The sequence below is a fragment of the Paenibacillus sp. FSL F4-0097 genome (assembly GCF_038593125.1).
GTDB classification, from domain to species: Bacteria; Bacillota; Bacilli; order Paenibacillales; family Paenibacillaceae; genus Paenibacillus_AQ; species Paenibacillus_AQ odorifer.
The window spans coordinates 498,687-521,306 of the sequence record NZ_CP151965.1; the positions used below are offsets into that span (position 1 = coordinate 498,687).

Consider the following 22,620-nt stretch of genomic DNA (forward strand, 5'->3'; position numbering starts at 1 on the left):
GACATTAACGTGAGTAATTATTATTTCGAATCAGGTAATTTTGTAATGGAGCAGTTTGATACAGGAAAGCCTTTCTCTAGTTTCCTGCCAGGTCTTGCAGGTCTTAAGGGAATTCCAATGTGGACTTTTTATGTGAACCGGGGGCAAGCGATTTGCAGCTTTGGAGTACGCGACAAGAACTCGCCAATCATGGAATTTTCTCCAGCAAATATCTCTTATAAAGACGTAGGAACCACCGGCTTCCGAACCTTTATTAAAATAAAAGGCGAGCAAGAGATTTATGAGCCATTTCAATCGGCACGTCCAGATCCTGCCGCCAAGCGGATCATGACCATTTTGCCTAACGGACTGACCCTTGAGGAAAGCCATGCCGGGCATGGGCTGAAGACGACCGTACACTATTTCAATCTGCCTAATGACGATTATGCCGCGTTGGTACGTCGGGTGGAGATTGAGAATATCGGGGGCAAAGAGATTGAGCTGGAGCTGATGGATGGTCTGCCTGAGATCTTGCCTTACGGAGTAGAAAACAGCGGCTACAAGGAGATTGGTAACCTGCTGCGCAGCTGGATGGACGTATACAATCTGGAGAACGGTATTCCGTTCTATAAGCTGCGTTCCAGCACCAACGATAGCGCGCAGGTTAGCGAAATCACAAATGGGCATTTCTATCTGTCGTTTACTGGAGAAGGAGAAAAAGTCGCGCCAATCGTTGATTTCGAGCTTATTTTCGGCGGCAATACCTCTCTTACTTACCCAGACCGCTTTGCGGGATTAACGCTTTCGGAGCTGAGTGAGCTTCCACAATATCCAGTCAATAAGGTTCCTTGCGGCTTCAGTGGTGTGGCTAGACGTTTGGCACCCGGCAGCAGCTTGACCCTGAATACTTTGGTTGGGCATGTAAATGACATCGATAAAATCAATAAAAAGGCAGAGCATTTATGCCGAGATGAATATATTCTGTCCAAATCCCAAGAAGCCGCAGGTCTGACAGAGGAATTAACAGAAGACATTGCCACGCACACTTCATCGGCTGTGTTTGATGCTTATTGCCGTCAGTCCTATCTCGATAACTTCCTGCGTGGAGGCTATCCTTTTATTTTTGACAATGGCGGAGATGGCTTTGTGGTTCATTTATATTCCCGTAAACATGGCGATTTGGAGCGCGACTATAACTTCTTCTCGCTTGCCCCAGAATACTATTCACAGGGGAACGGAAACTTCCGCGATATGAATCAGAACCGCCGGAATGATGTGTTTTTTAATCCGAAGGTGGGCAGCTTCAACATCAAAATGTTCTATAGCTTAATTCAAGCAGATGGCTACAACCCACTTAGTGTTCAAGGAACAACCTTTGAAGTGAAGTCAGACAGCAGAGCGAAGGCTGCGGAATGGATCGGAGAAGCGGCTGCGGATCATCAAGCTGAGCTTGTTAAGCTATGCAACAGTCGGTTCACCCCAGGCAGCCTGATCAATTACATTGCGGATCATAACGTTACGTTGAAGGTTAGTGAGCAGGAGTTTCTGTCGGGTCTGCTAGCCCTGTCACAGCAAAACATTGAGGCTGCTTTTGGCGAAGGCTTCTGGTCTGATCACTGGACATATAATTTGGATCTCGTAGTAGGTTATTTGGACATCTTCCCTGACAAGAAGCAGGAGCTTTTATTTGGGGATAACACTTATGCGTTCTATGACAGCCCAGCATATGTGCTGCCACGTAGTGAGAAGTATGTAATTAGTGACGGAAAAGCCCGGCAATATGGCGCCCTCCTGGAGGATGAGGAGAAGCTGCATAAGCTGAAATGGAAAGCAGGAGATACCCATTGGCTGCGTGCCGAAGGTGGGCAAGGTGCTATTTACCACACCAATCTGTTCGTGAAGATGTTGTCTCTTGCTTTGAATAAATTTGCTACGCTTGACCCTTACGGCATGGGTGTGGAGATGGAAGGCAACAAGCCGGGCTGGAACGATGCCATGAACGGTCTGCCAGGATTGTTTGGCTCCGGAATGAGTGAGACTTTTGAGCTGAAGCGTACTGTAGTCTTTTTGCTGGATGTGCTGAACGGTGCTGAGAATGTACAGGGAGCTGTAAAGCTGCCAGAAGAAATCGCGGAGCTGCTTGAAGCGGTATATCACGCGGTAACTGCTGTCCTAGCAGGAGAAGTGGAACAATTCAACTATTGGGATACAGTAGCTTCAGCCCGTGAAGCTTATAGAGCAAGTATCCGGTTTGGCATTACTGGTGTTGAGTCCGCAGTAACGCTGGAGCACATCCGCGAAGCCCTTTCCAAGTTCCTAGTTAAAATTGATGAGGGGATCAACAAGGCGGTAGAAATGGGCAATGGACTTACCCCCACCTATTTCCGTTTTGAAGCGGAGAAATTCCATCAGGTAACAGATGCTGAGGGTCAACCAGTCATTAGCGGATACGGACTGCCAAAAGCTGTGGTTGAGGAGTTTAAGGCTTATGCCTTGCCTTATTTCCTGGAAGGACCTACCCGCTGGTTGAAGACGATGAAGAACCCGGTGCAGGCAAAAGAAATCTATAATCTGATTAAGCAAACAGAGCTGTATGATCGGGCAACATCTATGTATCAGACCTCTGTTAGTCTAGAAGGTGAATCGCATGAAATCGGACGAATGAGAGCCTTTACACCAGGCTGGCTAGAACGGGAGTCTAACTTCCTGCACATGTCCTATAAGTATCTGCTTGAGCTGCTGAAGGGCGGGCTGTACGAGGAATTCTACGGTGAGCTGAAGACGTCGCTGGTGCCATTCCTTGATCCTGCTGTTTATGGACGCAGTACACTGGAGAATTCATCTTTTATCGCAACCGGAGGCAATCCTGATCCAAATAACCACGGTAGAGGGTTCGTAGCGAGACTTAGTGGATCGACTGCGGAATTCTTAAGCATGTGGAGAACAATGATGGCTGGAAGCCATGTTTTCAGATTGGAGGATGGAGCGCTTACACTGTCTCTTGATCCGGTATTGCCAGGATGGCTATTTGATGAAGAGGGCAATCTGTCCTTCACTTTCCTTGGGAATACGGAGGTAATCTATTCTAACCCAAAACGTGAAAATACCTTTGGCGAGAAGAAGGTTAGCATTCAATCTTTGATGCTTGTATACCGTAATGGAACTATGACTAAAATATCTGGAGCGTTCGTGCGCGGTGAAGAGGCAGAGGCTCTGCGGCGTGGAGAAATCGCGCAAATTCAAGCAGTATTAGCATAAAAATAGAGGGGCGAGCTGCGGCTCGCCCTTAAATTTTCAATGAATCCGAAAAATGGAACCTATAATCCGAAATTCAAAGCCTTACGGAGACAGGCAAAAGCAAATACAATGGATACATAAACATTGTAAGCGCTTTAGATTAAATACAGATATAGAGCCTGGAGGTCCAAAGGATGGAGAACAAAAAAAGCATGGAAGTAAGCTCAGCGATGAAGCCGTTAATTCCTGGCAATTTCGAAACCGGTAAAGTAAATCGCAGTCCGCTTTGGAAGAGGTTCATTGCCCAGCGTCATTTGCAGACAATGGCTCTACTCGGCATTGCGTGGATGATAATCTTTAACTACATTCCCATGTATGGAATTATCATTGCTTTCAAAGATTACAACATCGTTAAAACGATTGCAGAAGCCCCATGGGTGGGACTTACACATTTCAAAGAGTTCATGGATGATGACAATCTCTCGAATGTAATTAAAAATACACTCGGCATTAGCTTGTTTAAGCTAATTATCGGATTTCCCTTGCCGATAATCTTCGCTCTATTTCTGAACGAAGTTCGTTCAATGAAATTCAAGAAGACCATACAGACGATTTCGTATTTGCCCCACTTTCTCTCATGGGTGGTACTCGGAGGGATTTTGGCTACATGGCTTGCTGATGTAGGAATTATCAATAACATTTTGCTAGCGCTTCATCTTATTGATCAGCCAATTACATACTTGGCTGAGCCGGGTTACTTCTGGACAATTATTATCTCCTCTGATATCTGGAAAGAACTTGGATGGTCAGCGATTATCTATTTAGCAGCAATTTCCGGTGTATCTCCTGAAATGTACGAGGCGGCGACAATCGACGGCGCGGGCAGATTTCAGAAGATGTGGTATGTTACCTTGCCGGCGATTAAATCGACAATCAGCATTCTCTTCATTCTCGCGGTCAGCGGAGTGCTGAACTCCAACTTTGATCAGATTCTGGTCCTGCGCAACTCACTGAATGATAGTGCAAGTAATGTAATTGATTACTATGTGTACTATACAGGGATTCTCTCAGGCCGCTTCTCTTACTCAACTGCAGTTGGATTGTTAAAATCGGTTATCGCTCTAATCTTGCTGCTGATTGCCAACCAAGTATCTAAAAAAATCAACGATACATCGTTGTTCTAGGATAAGGAGGACCATATATGTTTGCACTTAAGCGTAAAACGAAGGGCGAGGCCCTGTTCGATATCATCAATAACCTCATCATGTTATGTATCTGCTTCATAACGCTTTACCCGATCTGGTACGTATTGGTTAACGCCTTCAATAACGGTAATGACGCCATGCGGGGAGGAATCTACTGGTGGCCGCGGATGTTCAGCTTTGAGAATTTCGAGGCCGTGTTTGCCAGCCCCGGCATCATGCAGGCGATGTGGGTTACTGTCGCCAAAACACTTTTGGGTACTGTACTGCATGTATTTTTCACAGCGATGGTAGCTTATGCATTCTCCAGAAAAAACCTCATTGGCGGTAAGTTCTACATGCTTATGGGTACAGTGACTCTCTTTTTTGGCGGGGGACTCATTCCTACCTTCCTGCTGATGAAGGACCTTCACCTATTGGAGAATTTCCTAGTCTATATTATTCCGGTTATGTTTAGCTTCTTTGATCTTATTATCTTCATGACCTTTTTCCGGGAGATTCCCGATGGGCTGGAAGAAGCGGCACGGATTGACGGTGCTAATGATTGGTCCATCTTTTTAAGAATCGTACTTCCAGTATCCATGCCTGTAATTGCTACCATTGCGCTGTTCCATGGCGTGTATCAGTGGAATGATTACTTCACGGGTATGATCTATATCAATAATACTGATCTGCAGCCGATTCAGACGTATTTGTTCCGGGTCGTCGCACAATCGAGCTCTAGTCAAATGATGGTCGCTGTACAAGGCAGCAGCGTTACGAGAAGCGTAACGTCACAGTCCATTAAGCTGGCGACGATGGTAGTGACCACATTGCCGATAGTATTCGTGTATCCGTTCCTGCAGCGTTATTTCGTTAAAGGGATGATGATCGGCTCCATTAAGGGCTGATGTCTAGCAGTGATAACTCCTCCGGTTGCCTACAGCTGTAGGCACTGGGGTTGAGCTTATAATTAACATTCATAGAAAAGGGGTAAACAAGCATGGGCATGAAACGTAAGCCAAAAGCAATGGGAGTTCTGCTTCTCGCAATAATGATGTCATTGTCAGCCGCAGGCTGCTCCAGCGGAAATAATGCTGGCAAGAATGCCGAAGGTAATGCTAACAGCGCTAAAGCTACTAATACGGAGGCAAGTGCTGAACCGACTGCTGCTGCATTATCAGCAGATGAACCGGGATGGAAGATTGATACTTCACCCATTACATTTGACTGGTACCTGAACTTCTCATGGTTCCCTAATAAATGGGGCGTGGACCCAACCTCCCAATATGTAACTAAGAAGACCGGAGTTGATATTAATTTTATCGTTCCGGCTGGTAACGAGAATGAGAAGCTTAATACGCTGATTGCATCCGGTAAATTGCCTGATTTCATCACTTTGGGTTTCTGGGAAGATGCGATTAAGAAAATGGTCGAAGGTGAACTTGTTCTTCCATTGAACAAACTTGCTGATGAATATGATCCGTACTTCTTTAAAGTATCCGATGCTGATAAGCTGGGCTGGTATACACAAGAAGACGGCAATGTGTATGGCTATCCTAACTCTTCTTCCTCTCCTGCCGACTATGAGAAATATGGAGAAAATTACGTATCCAACCAAGTATTCGCTGTCCGCAAGGATATGTATGAAGCTATTGGAAGTCCAGATATGCGCACACCAGAAGGTTTCTTGAATGCGCTTAAATTAGCGAAAGAGAAATTCCCTGACGTAAATGGACAGCCGCTTATTCCACTTGGTTTGCATGAATTTACCGAGAACGGTAACGATTCTTTGGAAGGTTACCTGCAGAACTTCTTGGCAATCCCAAGAGAAAAAGATGGCAAGGTATATGCTCGTGAAACTGATCCTGAATATATCCGCTGGATGAAGGCACTTCGTCAAGCGAATCAAGACGGTCTGCTGGCTAAAGATATCTTTATCGACAAACGCCCACAAATGGAAGAAAAAATTGCCCAAGGCCGTTATTTCGCAATGCTGTATCAACGTACAGACTTTGCAGCACAGCTAGGAACGATTTACCAACAGGATCCAACCAAAACGTATATCGCTGTTGACGGACCTTCCAATACGAACTTGGATAAACCAACCCTTGATGGCCCTGGTATCTCCGGTTGGACTGTAACGCTGATCTCCAAAGATGTTAAGGATAAAGCACGTGCTATCCGCTTCCTCAGCTACTTGAACAGTGAAGAAGGCAACAAAGACTTGTTCTTAGGCGAAAAAGGTGTCAGCTACGATACGATCGATGGAAAAGATCAATTTAAACCAGAAGTGTTTGATTTGATGAATAAAGACCGTTCGACGTTTGATAAGCAAATCGGATCTTCCTTTACATTCTGGATGCTGCAAAATACGAACATTACGGACCAATGGGCTCCTAAATCGGTAGAACCATTTAAGCAATTGGAAGATTGGACTAGAGGTAAATCCATAGGCTCCTCTGAGTTCCAACAAATCGAACCAACAGGAAACTCTCCTGAAGGCATCATCGCTTCGAAGCTGAAACAGTTGCGCGGTAAAACTATGCCGAAATTGCTCATGGCTTCTTCCGATGCGGAATTCGATAAGATTTGGAATGAGTATTTAGAGAAGAGAAAGAAGGAAGGCGAAGATGTATTTGATGCCTACCAACAAAAGAAATATGAAGAGAATAAAGTGAAGCTGTCCATAAAATAAAAAGCATGACCCAAAATGCCCGCTAACTGCGGGCTTTTGGGTTATTTTCGAATTATAATAAGGAATAGTTATTAAGTATTTGAATATTCACTATTTTAGCGAGGTGGACAGGACAGAAGTGTATAAAGTGAATAGGCGAGATCGAATCAGAGCATTATGGCATTCTTTTAGTTATTGGTGGGGGCGGAGATCTCTTCAGAGCCGTTTAATTGCAGCTTATGTTTTTATTGTTTTAGGCCCGTGTATGCTGGTTTCTGTCTATTCCTATAAAGCCATTAATAATACCTATCTCCGCGATGCCGTCGAGAAAAATGATTATTTGTCGCAAATGGAGAAGCTGCACATTCATAATCAGATTGAGGCGATGGAACGGGCGGCACAAATGGCTTATTCTGATGCTGAAGTAGAAAAATTCTTAGCGAATGAAACCGAGCCGCAGCTAGTAGATTTGGTTGATTTTAATACAAATGCCTATGTGAATATGACTCGTATTCAATTTAATAATCCGAATATTGAGCATTTACGGCTGTATTCGAGAAGCAATAAGGTGCATGAAATTTGGCCGATTATCTTTCGCGAAGAGCGAGTTTCTTCCACCCCATGGTTTCAGAAAGCGCTTCAATTGAAAGGGCAGGAATACTGGTCTTTTCAGAAAAGTGATCCGGATTTGATGCAGAGATACTTGGGAGCACCGACGGAGAGTCTGCCAAAGGTTTCTTTGCTGCGTGAGAAGAGTCGGCCAGCAGACAATCATATTGGCATGGTGCAGGTGGATATGCTGCTGAGTCGGTTTACACCCAAGACGTATACAGATGTACGGGATAATCAGACCCAGATGTTCCTTGTGGATAGTGAGCTGCAGCTTTTCACCAGGCCGGACAATTCTTTTTTGCAGGATAATCTAGAGATGGCTGATATGATTGCAGAACGGTATAAGCAGTTCCGGGAAACTGGCGAATGGGACAGTAATTACTCGGAGAATGGTAAATCGTTTTTGTTAATTAACACTCCGCTAGAACGAATTGATGCTTATTTGTTAAATGTAGTGTCAATGGAGGGAGTGATGAAGGATATCTCCCGCACGCGCAACTTAATTATTGGAGCCAATGTTGGTTTTATTACTTTACTAACGCTGATCGCTTATGTGACAAATGCCTTTATTCTAAAAAATCTACGTAGATTGACCGAAACAATGAAAAAAGTGCGCAGAGGTGAAGCGTACACTGGAATAATGATTCGTGGTGGAGGGGAAGTCGGGGAGCTTGCCCATCATTTCTCCAAGCTGATGAATACCATCAATACGTTGGTGGCTCAGGCAGTGAGCAAGCAGGCGTTGTCTAAAGAGGCTGAGCTGCGTACGCTGCATAACCAGATTGACGCACATTTTTTGTATAATACGCTGGAAAATATAAAAATGCTGGCTGAAATTGAGAACCAGCGAACGATCTCGGACGCACTGACCTCGCTGGGTGGGATGATGCGCTATAATTTTAAATGGTCCGGAGAGTATGTGAAGCTGCGGGATGAAGTCCGCCACATTGAAAATTACATTGAAGTGATGAATATTCGTTTTGAATATCCGGTTAAGTTAGTGCTTCATATTGAACCTCGATATTTGGAGCTGGAGGTGCTGAAAATGTCACTGCAGCCTATTGTAGAGAACAGTGTTAAGCATGCTTGGTGCGACGGGAAAGAGAATTTACAGGACCCGAACATTCATATTCATATTTCGGAAACGGAAGGTGATATTTGTATAGAGCTTCGTGATAATGGCATCGGCTTAAATCCAGAGCGTTTGGTTGCTTTGAACGAGGCGATTTATGCGAAAGATGAGCGCTGTGAGAGTGCCTCAGAACAGAGAGATGTTGACCGCCGAACAGGTGGTATTGGACTGAGAAATGTACATCAGCGACTGCAAATCTTTTATGGTGATGAATATGGGCTTGTAGTACAGAGTGAGGCAGGGAGTTGGACGATGGTACGTCTGACCTTGCCGAAAGTTCTTTTGACAGGAGAAAAACAACTATGAAGAAGCTACTGATCATTGATGATGAAAAGAATATCCGTTACGGTCTCAAGACTATGATAGAAAGAGAATTTCCGTCCGTGTATACCATCACAATGGCGAGTAATGGCGCAGAGGGTTTCGATATATTTAAGACCGAAGGTGCAGATATTATTATTACAGATATACGTATGCCAGTGATGGATGGAATTACGCTGTTGGAGCAGATATCTAAGGTAACAAGTGGTGAGAAAAGCCCGGCAGTGCTGATCTTAAGCGGGTATGATGATTTCGAATATGCCAAAAGCGCGATTCGTTATCGCGTAAAGGATTACTTGCTGAAGCCGATTCGCCGAGATGAGTTGTTCGAAATTTTGAAGAATATCGATAAGGAACAGGAAGAACAGGATCTCAGCGCAAGGCAGCTGGAACAGGAAACGGAACACTTCCGCAGGGAACTGCGGTCCAGTCGTTTACGGGGACTGCTAATGCAGCAGGAGGTTCCGCTGGAGCGTGAGCAGCAAGAGTGGCTAAGTGATCTGCAAGCACCTTTTACAGTTGGTGTGTTGAATTACTATTACAATGACGGAACAAGAATGAAGTCGGGGGATGTTCAGGGACTGGCGGAACGATTGATCGGACCGCTTGAAAAGTTTTTCTCGGAAATCACAACGGATTGGGATGGAAAATTAGTCTTGATCGGGAGTAGAAAACAGGATTTTATGGAGCTGTCCAGACAAGCTGAAGCTAAGGAAATAAAGGGATTATCGATTGGGATTAGCAGCGAAGGAGGAAGTCTTGAGGACCTCCGTTCCTGTTATAAGGAAGCATGCCGGGCACTGCAATATACTTTTTTATATCCGCAAGTGAGTTTATTGGATTATGGGGATGTTGGCCAGGGACGGTCTAACTTTCCGTTACCTAAGGAGGAGCTTCGCAAGCTGCTCAATATGCTGGGAACAGAACGCGAGAAGGAGATGAAGCATCTTCTATCTGTGATTTTTCAAACTGAGCATTTGAAGGAACTGGACCTAGCTTATCTGGAGTCCGTGGGACAGAATGTAAACGAGCTGGTGTTGGATGAAGTGTTTCGGGTGCATGGCGAAGCCTCGGTAGAGGTATTGAAGCTGTATCGTACGGTAGGCAATATGTACAACTATCGTCATTTCCACGAATATTATCGTGCGCTGGAGAACTTACTCTTGAGTGTGAATGAATACATTGTAGGCGTAAGGTCTGCGCATACCGAGCATGCGGATATGGAAGAGGCACTGAGCTATATTGAAGCCAACTACGCCCGTCCACTGAATATGGCTATGGTCAGCAATCATGTATCCTTGAATTATTCTTATTTTAGCGAAGCCTTTAAGGCATATACCGGTGAGAATTTTGTTATCTATTTAAAAAAGGTCCGCATCCGTCATGCTAAAGAGCTATTGGCAAAAGGCTGCGGTAAGCTCGCAACAGTCTCAGAAGAGGTAGGCTTCGAGAACAGTAAACAATTTACCCGTGTTTTTAAAGAGCTGGAGGGGATTTCCCCAGGTGATTATAGAGCGAAAATAGTATCCGAAGAGTGTTGAGGCTATTGAAGATGCATTTAGAAGCGGCCCTCCTATATAATGGATTTGAGAAGATTCATTGGAGGAATGAAGGGTGGAAGAAATACAAGGCAATTTGATTACGGTTCAGACATTAGCAGCGGATTTTCGTCGACTGGGCGTTAAGGCGGGCATGACGATTTTATTGCATTCTTCTTTTAAATCGTTAGGCCAATGGGTAGCCGGGGGCCCGGTCGCTGTTATTTTGGCATTGGAGGAGGTCCTCGGAGAATCTGGCACGCTGGTAATGCCTACTCATTCAAGTGACCTGACTGATCCCGCAGGCTGGAGCAACCCACCGGTGCCGGAGGCGTGGTGGCAGAGTATCCGCGAGCAGATGCCGCCTTATGATCCAGACCTGACCCAGCTTAGAGGAATGGGGGTTATTCCGGACTGCTTCCGTAAACAAAACGGAGTAAAACGCAGTGACCATCCGATACATTCGTTTGCCGCTTGGGGCAAGCATAGAGATGAAGTTATGTATGGTCATTCGCTTGAAATGGGTCTGGGGGAAGATTCTCCGCTGGCTCGTATTTACGATTTAGGCGGACATGTACTGTTGCTGGGAGTAGGCAATCTTAATAATACTTCCCTGCATCTTGCCGAATGCCGCGCATCTTATGCTGGCAAGAAGGAAACCCTTGGCGGGGCGCCCATTATGGTGGATGGAGTTAGACAGTGGGTTGAATTTAAGGAGCTGGATTGGGATTCTGACGATTTCGTTCAGCTGGCAGATCAGTTTGGACAAGAGACGGGACTTATTACATATGGACAGGTTGCTTCGGCAACCGCTCAATTGATTCCGCAACGGGAAATCGTTGATTATGCAGTGAACTGGATGGAACAGAACAGGAAGTAAAACTCATTGGATAGGGGAAACGGAAGGAGAAGCTGGCATGAGTATAACAACGATATTTTTAACCCGGCATGGTCAAACGGAATGGAACGTGCAGCATCGGATGCAGGGACATATGGATTCTGAACTGACGGCTCTTGGTGTGCAACAGGCAGAATGGCTGAGCCGGGGAATGCGCACTGAACAGCTGGATGTCATCTATGCAAGCCCCAGCCCAAGGGCGCTGCGCACAGCTGAGATTATTCGTGGAGAGCGGAGTACTCCGCTTAAGACCTCTGAGGCGTTCAAAGAGATTGGCATGGGTGTGTGGGAAGGCCGTGATTCTAATGAGCTGGAGAGCGAGTATTCGGAGCAGCATCGCAATTTCTGGCAAGACCCTGAGCAGTTTAAAGTGGAGGGCAGTGAGACCTTCGCAGAGGTGCAGGCACGGGCGCTGGGCAAGCTTCAGGAAATTCTCGTTGACCATCAAGGTGAGACCATTCTTATCGTCACACATACAGTAGTGATCAAGCTGTTAATGGCCTATTTTGAGTGCAGAGCGCTGCCTAAGCTCTGGGATCTGCCTTACATTTATCCGACCTGCTTATGCAGGGTTGATTTTACGGATGGTGTGCCGGAAATCCTGCTGCACGGGGATACGAGCCATTACGAAGAGAGTGAAGCTGGGATGGAATCATAACACTTCCTACAGATCAGGTTGGTTTATTAAAAAAGGCGGTTCCTCGGGTGCGTTACGCACTCGGGGAACCGCCTTTTTGTCTTCAGAGCTGGAGATCAGTTTTTGCTAGTTGATAAACTGGAGAGATTTCAATGTCTTCTCCAGCATCGTAACCGCTTCGGCACGAGTTGCCAGCTTCTGTGGAGCAAAGGAACCGTCCGTTGCTCCTTGGATAATGCCCTCAGCAGCGATTTCTGCTACTGCTGCTTGAGACCAAGCAGGAATGCTTGCTGCGTCACTGAATTTAGCCAGTGCCGCAGGATCGGCATTTAAGGTTTTACCTGTGTACTTGATGGCTTTTGCTAATACCGAGGCCATTTCCTGACGAGTGATTGGGCTACCCGGCTTAAAGCTGCCATCGGTATAACCGGAAATCAATCCGGCTTCTGCTGCGGTGCGTATAGCATCAGCATACCAAGCACTTGAGTTTACATCTTTAAATGTGGTCTCACCATTACCTGTCGCAAGTCCCAGAGAACGCGTAATTAATGCGGCGAACTCAGCACGTGTGATCGACTGTGAAGGAGAGAACGTATCGTTGCTTGTTCCGCTGACAATTAGTTTGGTAGCTAATAGATCAATGGATGATTTAGCCCAGTGTCCGTTAATATCTGCGAACGTTTTGGAAGACTTAACAACGGTGTAGTAGCTGTTGCTGTTCCGTTTAATCGTAACGTCCGTTGTTCCATCTGTTTTAGGAACAAAGATAGCAGGCACGAAGGAGATCTTACCTGAAGCAGGATCGAAGACCACTGCCGTTGCGTTATTTGAATTTAAGGAAGTAGGTACATTGATCGTCCGATTAACATAAGTACTGCCGAAATTGTTCAGCGGCACACTCTTACTTCCGGCTTGCGCTGAAACGCTGAATTCGATTACTGGAGCAGCTAAAGTAGCATTACCTAGCTGTGATGCGATAGCTTGGTTTGTGCTGCTTAGTGTTCCCGAATTCGCTAGTAGAATAGATACCGTAATTGTAAAGTCGCTGGTGCCTAATTGAGCGGCAAGTGCTGCGCTGTTTACAACACGGAGTGGCAAGGAATAAGAAGCGCCATCAGTAGTAAAGGTGAGAACTGTGTTAGGCTGTGCTGCTGCTTGTTTTACAAGCACACTGCCTGGAAGCACTACTTGAGCGCCGCCTGTAGTAGCTTTAACCGGAATAACCAGCTCTTGGCTACCCGCTGGCAGTTCAGCAAGTTGTTTGGTTAGATCAGCAGCATTAATTGTTGTTACTTGTGCTGAAGCAATTGGTGCCGCAGTTGGAGCAACAGTTGGTGATGGTGTAGCTGTAGCGGTTGGTACTGTTGGAGCCGATGTTGGTACTGATGTAGGCACTGAAGTTGGATCTGGTGTTGGTACTGGTGTTGGGTCTGGTGTCGGAGTTGGATTTGTCTCCGGCAGTGGTGCACCTTTTAGATCAACAATCCGGCCCTCAACGGCGGAAGTGTTCGCAGTGACCGTTCCAACCTTCTGCAGATACTTCGTAAATACATCAAAGTCCGGTAGGTACAGCAGATTCACGCGACCTTCTTTATAGGCCTTTTCAAGTGAAGTATAGAAATCTCCACCCTTAGCTGTGAAAGCATTCGTAGCTACTTCGTAGGATGCGTTCAGATCCAGAGGGACGTATTTATCCCCGTTTTTCACTTCAATACGCAGTACACGTTCGTTCACAGGTTTCGTAGAGTCGTAATAGAATTTCAACCCTGCAACGTGTGGGAAACGTCCGTCTGCTGCCGGCGTTTTGGAAACCCCGTTCTCCATGGCATCCTTAATTTCTTGTCCAGTCAAAGTGATCGTAACCAGATCGTTGTTGAATGGAAGTACGCCGAGTACTTCGCCTTGTGTGATCGGTCCTTCGTTGATGGATTCGCGAATACCGCCACCGTTTTGCAGGGCGATTACGGCATTAGTGCCCGCTTTTTGAGCTGCATAAAGCATGCCATCGGCAATCAGGTTACCAAGATTAGTTTCCTTTGTGCGCACATTATCGCGAACGCCGTTTAGAACAACCTCTGAATTTCCTACTACCTCATTGGTTAGTTCTTGAATACCCGGCTTATACTCCGTATCCAGGATCTTTTTGGCTTCTGGGTCCTCGGCGATAACGTAGTTAGTGCCGTTTTTAGCATCGATGGGGATTAATTGATCTTTCCAATCGGTCAGTACGCCATCTTGGTTAAATTTAACTTCAAGTTGTCCAAGGAAAAGACCTTTTTCACCGGTCTGTACAATAAGCTTCGGTGCGTTAGGATCGCTGTTATCAACAACGGCTTGATTCAGTTGCGTGTGGCTGTGCCCCCCAACGATAATATCAATGCCGTTAACAGCTTTGGCTAACTTGAGATCTTCTTCGTAGCCAAGGTGTGAGAGAACAATGATCTTGTTAACATTCTCTTTTTCAAGCATAGCGACCGTTGCTTCCGCTTTAGCGAAGGCATTCTCAAAGGTCACTTTACCTGGTGAAGCAATGTTCGCCGTGTCTTCTGTCGTCAGACCCATGATGCCGACCTGTTGGCCGTCTACTTCTTTGATCAGCGCAGGGTAGATGGTTCCAGCATTACCTGACCGGCCGATTTCATTGGTGAACATTTTGCTAAGAATATCATCCGCTGAGAAGTTCACGTTGGAGGAGACGAATGGGAACTTAGCGTTGCCGATGAATTTGGATAATACATCAGAGTCTTTATCAAATTCATGATTACCGAAAGTCATAGCATCATATTTGACCAGATTCATAAAGGCCAGATCTGCTTGACCCAGATACTTATTGAAGTAAAGTGTTCCGGAGAACACATCACCTGCGTCTACAAGAATAGGATTCTCTGTAGTCGCCTTGGCATCTTGGATTGCTGTTACACGGCGTAAGATGTTGTTTGGCGAGCTGACAGTATCTAATCCTGCATGTGTATCATTGGTGTGCAGAATGGTTAGTGGGAAGTCTTCAGCAGTATTAAAATCAATCTGTGCCAAAACCGCATCATGATCGGATACCCGGCCATTCGATGGTGAGAAGTCGGCATTTAGATGAACGACATCTACTTTAGAAGAAGCCGTTAGATTTTTACTGACAAGAATATGATCTAGCACTTGAGAGTTTCCGTCATAGGTGTACGTATACTGCTCATTTAAAGGCAATGTATCGATCAAATTGTCTAGTTCTGTACCTTTTAAGAGGGTTGCAGTTTTAGTGAATTGGAAGTCATTCAAATCACCAAGAGCTACGATGTTGGCTTTAGGATTTGCAGTCAGAACCTCTTTGACAAATCCGTTTACGACCGCCGCGATTTTATGGCGTTGTGTTTCACTGGACAATACAGGGGGCTGAACGTTTCCGAAAGGACCGGTATCGCCGCCTTTTGAATTGAAATGGTTAGCGATCACAATTACTGTTTCGCCACCGAATACGAACTGTGCAGCAAGGGGTTTACGTGAACTTGCAAAGGCAGAGTTTGTTGGATCAATTCGGCCCGGATTGTAGGTCAATTGATCTGCCGCTGCATTATATCCAACGGGTTGTGTAGCTGTACCTTTTTGTCCGCTCACACTGTCTGCAAGCTGTACTCTTGCTGGATTGTACAGGAATCCTACGCGAATGTTTCCGCCTGGGGCACCGCCATCCATATTGTTCTCCGGAGCGATGTCTGTGTATTTATATACGGGACCGCCAGCGGTTTCAATGGCTTTAATCAGTTCGGCTGCACTTGCTTCAGTGATTCCATTATTGGTTTCACCATTGCTGTCCTGCATTTCGACAACGCCGATAATGTCAGGTTTTTTCATATTGTTTGTGATGGAGTCGGCTAGTTTCTGGATTTTTGTTGCTCCGACACCGGGGTAGAAGTTTTCAATGTTATACGATGCAATCAACAACTTACTATCATTGACTTCAAGAGTAGTTGTTTCTTGCTTAAAGGTACTTGGAGTGATGGCTGGAAGCTTACCGTTTTCCGGAATCACTTTGAAGTTACCGTTGTTGTATCCGATGACACCAGTAACATCTCCAGCGAACTTATCTCCGGTGATGACTTCTTGCCCCGGATTTCCGTAAGCGATGATGAGGCGCTGAGGATTGTATTGGTTGTATTCTTTGAGAACTAATCCACCAGCTGGTGTGATGACATCAGGTGTATCATTTTCTACTCTTGTAGGGATGTTATAGAGCATAGAATTTCCGCTACCACTTGTCCAATAAGGACTGATAATCGTAGGGGTAGGGAGCTTGACTAGCATACCTTCTAACGATTCGTAGAAATCAATTGCATCTTCATTAGGCTCAAAATTAGCCATGCCGTCATTGTCAATTATGGTAGACGGAATTGCTCTCCCGCCTTTACCAAGTACAACAGGCACCGGCACAGTATAACTTGAAGAGGAGTCCACTTTTATTGAAGTCATAGTAATTTGAGTAGAGGTTAAATTACTTGCGTTACCTTCGTTGTATTCGGAAATAGCTCCACTAACTTGGACTAAATCTCCAATTTGAGGTTTAAGGGATGAATTAGTGCTGTATACAAAAATACCTTCCGAAGTGTTTACATTATCGTCTGGCTGAGGATCTTGCATAAAGAAACCTCTATAAGCGCCAGTTGCAAAGGTGTACCCGTATTGGGTAACGATGCCTTCTACATCAGAAACGTTCTGACCTGTATACTCAGAAGCATGAGATTCTCCTTGAATATCATGTATACGAGGGAGTTCAGACGCTTTATAAGCAAAGGTATAAACCTTACTTGTCTTGCCATCTGCTACGACAATTGCATTGACGGTAAGATCTTGATTAACTGTAATCGGATCTGAATAAAGTTTACTTGCTGTTGTTGGTTCAGTTCCGTTGGTCGTGTAGTAAATCTGTGCTCCAAGAGTAGGGCTGGAAAGGGTCACAGAACTTCCTTTGATGATGCGACCTGCGCCAGGGCTGGCCATAACGGAAAAAGTTTCTTCCACCAAAGCATTTTCGTTAAGTGGAATGAACTGATAAGTCGTATTATATTGCTCGATAACCCCAGTGATATTGTCAAAGGTTTTACCCTTAACTAGTTTAGGCAGGGTTGAAAAAATTGTGAATTGTTGTCCACCTTGGCTAGCAGTCACCGTGCTGCCATTTACATTGTCTATGGTCACATTATTCATAGTTACCAGCTGAGCTTCGTGGCTTTCGCCGTTCGCGGCAGACAAGTCGGTTGCGGTGATCAATTTTGGTGCAGGCACCCCAACATTTTGTGCAGCTACATTGTATTGAAGTCCACTTTGGAATTTGATTTCTTGCAGATTGCTGTAGATATCCATTGTGCCGCTTACTTCAACACGATCTCCAACGTTTGCGAACTCTGGAAATCCATAAAGTACGATCCCGCCGGATTCATCCTGAATATACATTTTTGCTGCATTAATGTGAGTTACGATACCTTCTGTTAAAATATTCTGACCTTTACTAGCAAGGCGTGCTGTTGCAACATCTGTTTTGGCCAGAATCGTGTAATCAAAAGTCGATACAGGGCTGTCTGGCATATTTGGTTCTGAAGCATACGCTTTAATCGTAGTGTCCTCAGTTAAGGTAATAGGCCCTGTGTAAGGTTGAAAATTAGTTGAACCACCTGATCCATAAACAGCTGCGTAGACGGATGCTCCAACCGTTGGAGAATTTAAAGATATTTCTGTGCCTACCGGCCAGGCATTAGAGGCTGGTGAAGCTAATACGGAACTAGCAGTCTCCGGTAATTCAGGTAATGTACCGTAGCTGCTGTTTCGTGGACTTGGTGCTTGGACAACAAAATCCGTAGAGTTGTTATCCATATCTAGACCGCGGCTGTCTGCCGGTGCATTAGCCGCAGCTTTACGGATAGCGGCTGTCGTATTAGAGAGAGCAGCGGTCGCACTTCCCTCGACATTTGTGGCTGTTCCGTAGCCAACTAAATCAATCGTTGTACCTGATTTATCAACGAGGTCGACTTTGCCGTTTGTACCACTCATAGCAAGGATTCCCTTGCTAACATCAGGAGCAGGCAAGTCGCTAGTTCCTCCAGCTCCAGCGGCCTCCTCAATAAGGAAGTATCCATTTGCCGGGATAGTTCCATTTAAGTCTGTTCCACTACTAAAGGTTCCGGCCGCTGAGGTATACCGAACTTTCCATCCAGTCAAATCTACTGGATGATTCGTAGGATTGTATAATTCAATAAAATCATTTTTAAACTCCGCTCCGCCGTTTCCACCACCACCATAGACCTGCGAGATAACAATGTTGCTATTATCCGGTGCTGCCTCGGCAGTCTGGACAGCTGGTAACACACTGCCGGCAACCATTAACATTGCCAGTCCAGTAGCGAACCATTTTCTTACTCTTGAAGAAATAATCATTTGGATAAGTCATTCTCCCCTCGAATCTTTTATTTACAACCTATTAAATCTTAGCATTCAAATGTAAAATGAAAGGTTGTCTTACATGAATATAAATTAAAGTTTGCATCAATTAAATCTAAAAATTGAAATGTTGTGATTTTAGTATAAAAACAGTGCATAAATACAATATTAATAATAAATCTAGTATTTTTATGGTTAATAGAGCACCAACATGTTAATTGCATGTTATGTATATTGTTGAATTCAGTATGGATTACGACAAATTTATTCTAGAGTTTTGTTAATTTTTACATAGGGAAAACAATAGAGATTAGAATTATATAGAATGTATCGGAACTAAAATAATGCCCCTCCAGCTTCTTATCGAGAAGTGGAAGGGCATTATTAATTTAAAATCTATTTGGACAACACAGTATTACTGGTGCGGAAGCTCAAGCCGTTCAATTCCATCCATATATTTACGCAGTGCCTGCGGAATGTAAATGGATCCATCCTCCAGTTGATGATTCTCCAGCAGCGGAATTAGGATCCTTGGTGTAGCCACTGCGGTGTTATTTAAGGTGTGGCAGTATTGCAGCTTACCGTCTGTATCCCGGTAACGAATGCCCGAGCGACGAGCCTGGAAATCGAGCAGGTTGGAAGCCGAGTGTGTCTCTCCGTATGCATCTCTGCTTGGCATCCAAGTCTCGATGTCATACTGCTTATGTGTCTTCAGGGACATATCTCCTGTGCAGACAGCCATGATCCGATAGGGGAGTTCCAAGAGCTGTAGAATATGCTCTGCATTCGCAAGAATCTCCTGCAGCATGCCCTCCGATACGCCCTCATCATTCCGACACACGATAACTTGTTCAATTTTTGAGAATTGATGAACACGGTACAGGCCACGCACGTCCCGTCCCGCCGATCCTACCTCACGGCGGAAGCAGGCCGACATTCCGGCGAGCCGCATTGGCGAATCCAGTTCGACAATCTCATCGCTATACAGCGAAACAAGCGACACCTCCGATGTGCCTACCAGCCAGCGATTGTCTCCGTTTAGCTCATAGGTCTGATCCATCCCGCCGGGGAAGAAGCCCGTACGTTCCAGCGCTTCCGGACGGACAATCACGGGAACATCCATCACCGTGAACCCGCGGGCCGTAAGTACATCAATGGCCAGCCGCTGTACAGCCAGATGTAACAACAAGCCTGCACCCTTCAGCACATAGCTGCGTGGACCGCCTGCTTTGACGCCACGGGGGATATCGATGATATCGTGGAGCTCGCCTAGCTCCACATGATCACGCGGTGTAAAGCCGAATTCCGGCAACGTTCCAGTCCGTCGCAGCTCTACATTATCTTTATCATCATGGCCGATCGGTGTATCCTGCGATACAGGGTTTGGTGCGAGCAGCATGAGTTCTCCACAGCGCCGGTCTGCTTCAGTTAGATCTGCCTCATAGAGATTCAGGCGGTTGTTCAGTTCTCTTACTTGTTCTTTAACTGCTTCTCCTGCCACGCTGTCACCCTGTCGTAAAAGTCGTTCAACCTCTTTGGTCAGGCCGTTACGCTGGGCTCTCAACTGTTCCGTATCTTGGCGCAATTCGCGCCGTTTCTCATCCCATTCCAGCAGTTCATCCAGTGGGAAGTCGACTCTTTTCCAAGCCGTAATGTTTCTTACAAGTTCCTGATTGTCTTTGATCCAGTTCATATCCAGCATACCGTTTCGCTCCTTTTTGGTTAAAAAAACGCAAAAAACGCCCTCATCCATGGGACGAGGAGCGTCAGCTCGCGGTGCCACCCAGGTTGATCGAATCTCCTTAACTGCAGGAACAATCCGACCCTCTTTGGTCTTCGCGGTAACGGGCGAAACCCGGTGAACTTAGGGAGTTGTTGTAGACTCCGGTCGCAGACGCCTCACGGTTGGATGCCGATCATTGGCCTGATTGTTGGATTTAATATTGTTGCTTAGTATAACTTAAGAGCGGGAGGAGCGCAAGTGGTTATGGTTTGACAAAAATATCAATTCTACGTTAGGATTAGTATTAATTTAAAGTAATTTTGTCGGGATAATAAATAAAGCAGTTTGAGCTGCTTAAGTGGGATGGAAGAGGTGGAAAAGTGGCTAAAATTGTTGTGATTAACGGAACGCCTTCCCTGGTATCGCGTATCAATGCAGCTATAGAATATGCGGAGGCCAGCTTAACCAATCAGGGCTTCGAGGTTGAGCGTATTAACGTAGCAGAACTACCCGCGGAGGATTTGATTCACACTAAGTTTGAAAGTGAGTCTATCGTCAAAGCCAATGGCCTTGTAGCGGAAGCTGATGCGGTAATCGTGGTTAGCCCGGTTTATAAAGCTTCTTATACAGGTGTGCTGAAGACCTTTTTAGATCTGGTTCCACAAAAGGGATTGGCCGGAAAAGTTGTACTCCCGCTGTTCATGGGCGGCAGTCTTGCACATCTGCTCACAATTGATTACGCATTGAAACCTGTGTTGTCCGTACTGGGCGCACGTTACATTCTTGGCGGCGTTTATGCCGTGGATTCTCAAGTGGTTCGTAATGATCACGGAGTGGTAGAGCTTGCTGAGGAGCTGAAGCTGCGCCTGAACGATGCATTAGATGAGCTTGCTGAAGAAACTACACATCGTGTGGAACGCAAGGCATAAGACTAAGTAGCAAGCCTTCTGTGCTTAGTGCTAATAACAAATGTATAAGCGTCTCTTTCATCCCTGATACCAGGGGAGAGGGGCGCTTTTTGCATTATATAAGCTATAGCAAAAAGGCCATCTCACTGTGAAAGTAGAGAATGGCCTCTTTTTATATATAGGGCTCGTTATATATCCGGTCTTACAAATCGTCGAATCCGTTATCGTCGCCAACCTTACCGTAGTTGCGGGACTTGGCTTCGAAGAAGTCAGTTTTGGTAGCATTAAGCGCATCATCGGAGAAAGGTTTGATCCAAGGCATACAGTTAACGTCAACACCTTGGTAAGCTTTTTCCATACCCATCAAAGTCAGACGTTTGTTCGCTGTATATTTGATGTAGTCGCTAAGCTCGTTAAGATCAATGCCACGCACGTTAGTAAGTGTGTAGTAAGCCCAGTTGGTTTCGAGCTCTACCGCGCGGTCGATGGTACGGTATACGTAATCCATGTTTTCTTTGGTGTTCAGCTCAGGGAAGTCTACGAGCAGCTGCTTAAATACTTCTGCGAAGAAGTAGCAGTGCTGATTCTCGTCACGTTGAATATAAGAGATCATTTGGCTGGTCGCCATCATCTTCTGGTCACGGGCCAGATTGTAGAAGAAGGCGAAAGTGCTGTAGAAGAAAATCCCTTCCAAGATGAGATCTGCTACCAGCGCATGGAAAAAGGTCTGTCTCGTAGGGTTATCACGGAACTCTTGATAAATATCAGAGATAAACTGATTGCGTTCCAGCAGGACAGGGTCTTTTTTCCAATATTCAAAAATTTCCTTCTGCTCACTCTCCGACACGATAGAGGATAGAACATAGGAATAGGATTGGTTATGCACCACTTCTTGCTGCCCGATAATAGCGGAGATAGCTTCCAAAGAGGAATCGGTGAAATAACGCTTCACGTCGCTCACGAACATCGTCTGCATCGAATCCAGCACAGCGAGTAGGGAGATATTAATCTTAAATACGCGTTGTTCCTCGGCATCCAGCATCGGGAATTGTTGCGCATCCTTGGACATTGGAATTTCATCCGCGATCCAGTGATTAAGCAGCAGCACCTTATACAGCTTGTACATATGAGGCATGCGAATATCGTTCCAGTTCAGAATACCTGAGCATTCACCGTCGATAATTCGTGTGGATTGATTAGGTGCTTCAGTATTAAAAATCTTTTGTAATTGCATTTCTTATCCCTCCATTTTTTGCGCGGGTAATCTTTCTTTGGTGTCTAGTTCATAGAAAGACGGTGATGGAGTAACGGAGAGGAAGTTTGGAGCTGTAGGAGCGTCAGCGACCGCCCGAAAGCT

The 22,620-nt window shown here is 45.5% G+C and carries 12 protein-coding genes; 9 read left to right on the top strand and 3 right to left on the bottom strand.

The annotated features are described in order from the left end of the window. Positions 1 to 9: 9 nt before the first annotated feature. From MHH86_RS02245 to MHH86_RS02280, 8 genes are all read left to right on the top strand, one after another. Complete coding sequence (locus MHH86_RS02245) at positions 10 to 3,237, top strand: cellobiose phosphorylase (protein ID WP_342479622.1); 3,228 nt, start codon at positions 10 to 12, stop codon at positions 3,235 to 3,237. Between the two features lie 209 nt (positions 3,238 to 3,446). Continuing rightward, positions 3,447 to 4,400 (top strand): ABC transporter permease subunit, encoded by a 954-nt coding sequence (locus MHH86_RS02250; protein WP_051491255.1) that lies wholly within the window; start codon positions 3,447 to 3,449, stop codon positions 4,398 to 4,400. A 17-nt stretch (positions 4,401 to 4,417) separates the two neighbouring features. Further along, positions 4,418 to 5,308 (top strand): carbohydrate ABC transporter permease, encoded by an 891-nt coding sequence (locus MHH86_RS02255; protein WP_036682603.1) that lies wholly within the window; start codon positions 4,418 to 4,420, stop codon positions 5,306 to 5,308. Between the two features lie 92 nt (positions 5,309 to 5,400). Continuing rightward, a complete protein-coding gene (locus tag MHH86_RS02260) occupies positions 5,401 to 7,095 on the top strand; it encodes an extracellular solute-binding protein (RefSeq protein ID WP_036682600.1) in 1,695 nt (564 codons plus the stop codon). Between the two features lie 118 nt (positions 7,096 to 7,213). Beyond that, on the top strand, positions 7,214 to 9,124 hold the full coding sequence (locus tag MHH86_RS02265; protein WP_081382612.1) for a sensor histidine kinase: 1,911 nt from the start codon (positions 7,214 to 7,216) through the stop codon (positions 9,122 to 9,124). Further along, positions 9,121 to 10,680 (top strand): response regulator, encoded by a 1,560-nt coding sequence (locus tag MHH86_RS02270; RefSeq protein ID WP_340887988.1) that lies wholly within the window; start codon positions 9,121 to 9,123, stop codon positions 10,678 to 10,680. The genes MHH86_RS02265 and MHH86_RS02270 overlap by 4 nt, the downstream gene beginning before the upstream one ends. Before the next feature lie 73 nt (positions 10,681 to 10,753). Then, positions 10,754 to 11,557: an AAC(3) family N-acetyltransferase gene (locus MHH86_RS02275; protein ID WP_076215077.1), complete on the top strand. Its 804-nt coding sequence runs from the start codon at positions 10,754 to 10,756 to the stop codon at positions 11,555 to 11,557. Between the two features lie 37 nt (positions 11,558 to 11,594). Beyond that, the gene (locus MHH86_RS02280; protein ID WP_326046310.1) at positions 11,595 to 12,233 is read left to right on the top strand and encodes a histidine phosphatase family protein; all 639 of its coding nucleotides are present in this window, start codon (positions 11,595 to 11,597) and stop codon (positions 12,231 to 12,233) included. A 105-nt stretch (positions 12,234 to 12,338) separates the two neighbouring features. Here MHH86_RS02280 and MHH86_RS02285 read toward each other — a convergent pair whose 3' ends face one another. Both MHH86_RS02285 and serS read right to left on the bottom strand, forming a co-directional pair. Continuing rightward, positions 12,339 to 18,629 carry a 5'-nucleotidase C-terminal domain-containing protein gene (locus MHH86_RS02285; protein ID WP_342479623.1) on the bottom strand — a complete coding sequence of 2,097 codons (6,291 nt, stop codon included), beginning with the start codon at positions 18,627 to 18,629 and terminating at the stop codon, positions 12,339 to 12,341. 418 nt (positions 18,630 to 19,047) lie between these two features. Then, positions 19,048 to 20,334: a serine--tRNA ligase gene (serS, locus tag MHH86_RS02290; RefSeq protein ID WP_036682588.1), complete on the bottom strand. Its 1,287-nt coding sequence runs from the start codon at positions 20,332 to 20,334 to the stop codon at positions 19,048 to 19,050. A 401-nt stretch (positions 20,335 to 20,735) separates the two neighbouring features. Between serS and ssuE the strand changes: the two genes are divergently transcribed. Next, positions 20,736 to 21,284, top strand: a complete 549-nt coding sequence (gene ssuE / locus MHH86_RS02295) for an NADPH-dependent FMN reductase (protein ID WP_036682586.1) — start codon at positions 20,736 to 20,738, stop codon at positions 21,282 to 21,284. Positions 21,285 to 21,465: 181 nt separating this feature from the next. Here the strand turns inward: ssuE and MHH86_RS02300 are convergent, their stop codons facing one another. After that, complete coding sequence (locus MHH86_RS02300) at positions 21,466 to 22,497, bottom strand: ribonucleotide-diphosphate reductase subunit beta (RefSeq protein ID WP_036682584.1); 1,032 nt, start codon at positions 22,495 to 22,497, stop codon at positions 21,466 to 21,468. Between the last annotated feature and the right edge of the window lie 123 nt (positions 22,498 to 22,620).

Coding starts and splice junctions, on each gene's coding strand:
- MHH86_RS02260 (WP_036682600.1), top strand. CDS start 5,401: ATGGGCATGAAACGTAAGCCAAAAGCAATGGGAGTTCTGCTTCTCGCA.
- MHH86_RS02285 (WP_342479623.1), bottom strand. CDS start 18,629: ATGATTATTTCTTCAAGAGTAAGAAAATGGTTCGCTACTGGACTGGCA.
- serS (WP_036682588.1), bottom strand. CDS start 20,334: ATGCTGGATATGAACTGGATCAAAGACAATCAGGAACTTGTAAGAAAC.
- MHH86_RS02280 (WP_326046310.1), top strand. CDS start 11,595: ATGAGTATAACAACGATATTTTTAACCCGGCATGGTCAAACGGAATGG.
- MHH86_RS02255 (WP_036682603.1), top strand. CDS start 4,418: ATGTTTGCACTTAAGCGTAAAACGAAGGGCGAGGCCCTGTTCGATATC.
- MHH86_RS02300 (WP_036682584.1), bottom strand. CDS start 22,497: ATGCAATTACAAAAGATTTTTAATACTGAAGCACCTAATCAATCCACA.
- MHH86_RS02250 (WP_051491255.1), top strand. CDS start 3,447: ATGAAGCCGTTAATTCCTGGCAATTTCGAAACCGGTAAAGTAAATCGC.
- MHH86_RS02270 (WP_340887988.1), top strand. CDS start 9,121: ATGAAGAAGCTACTGATCATTGATGATGAAAAGAATATCCGTTACGGT.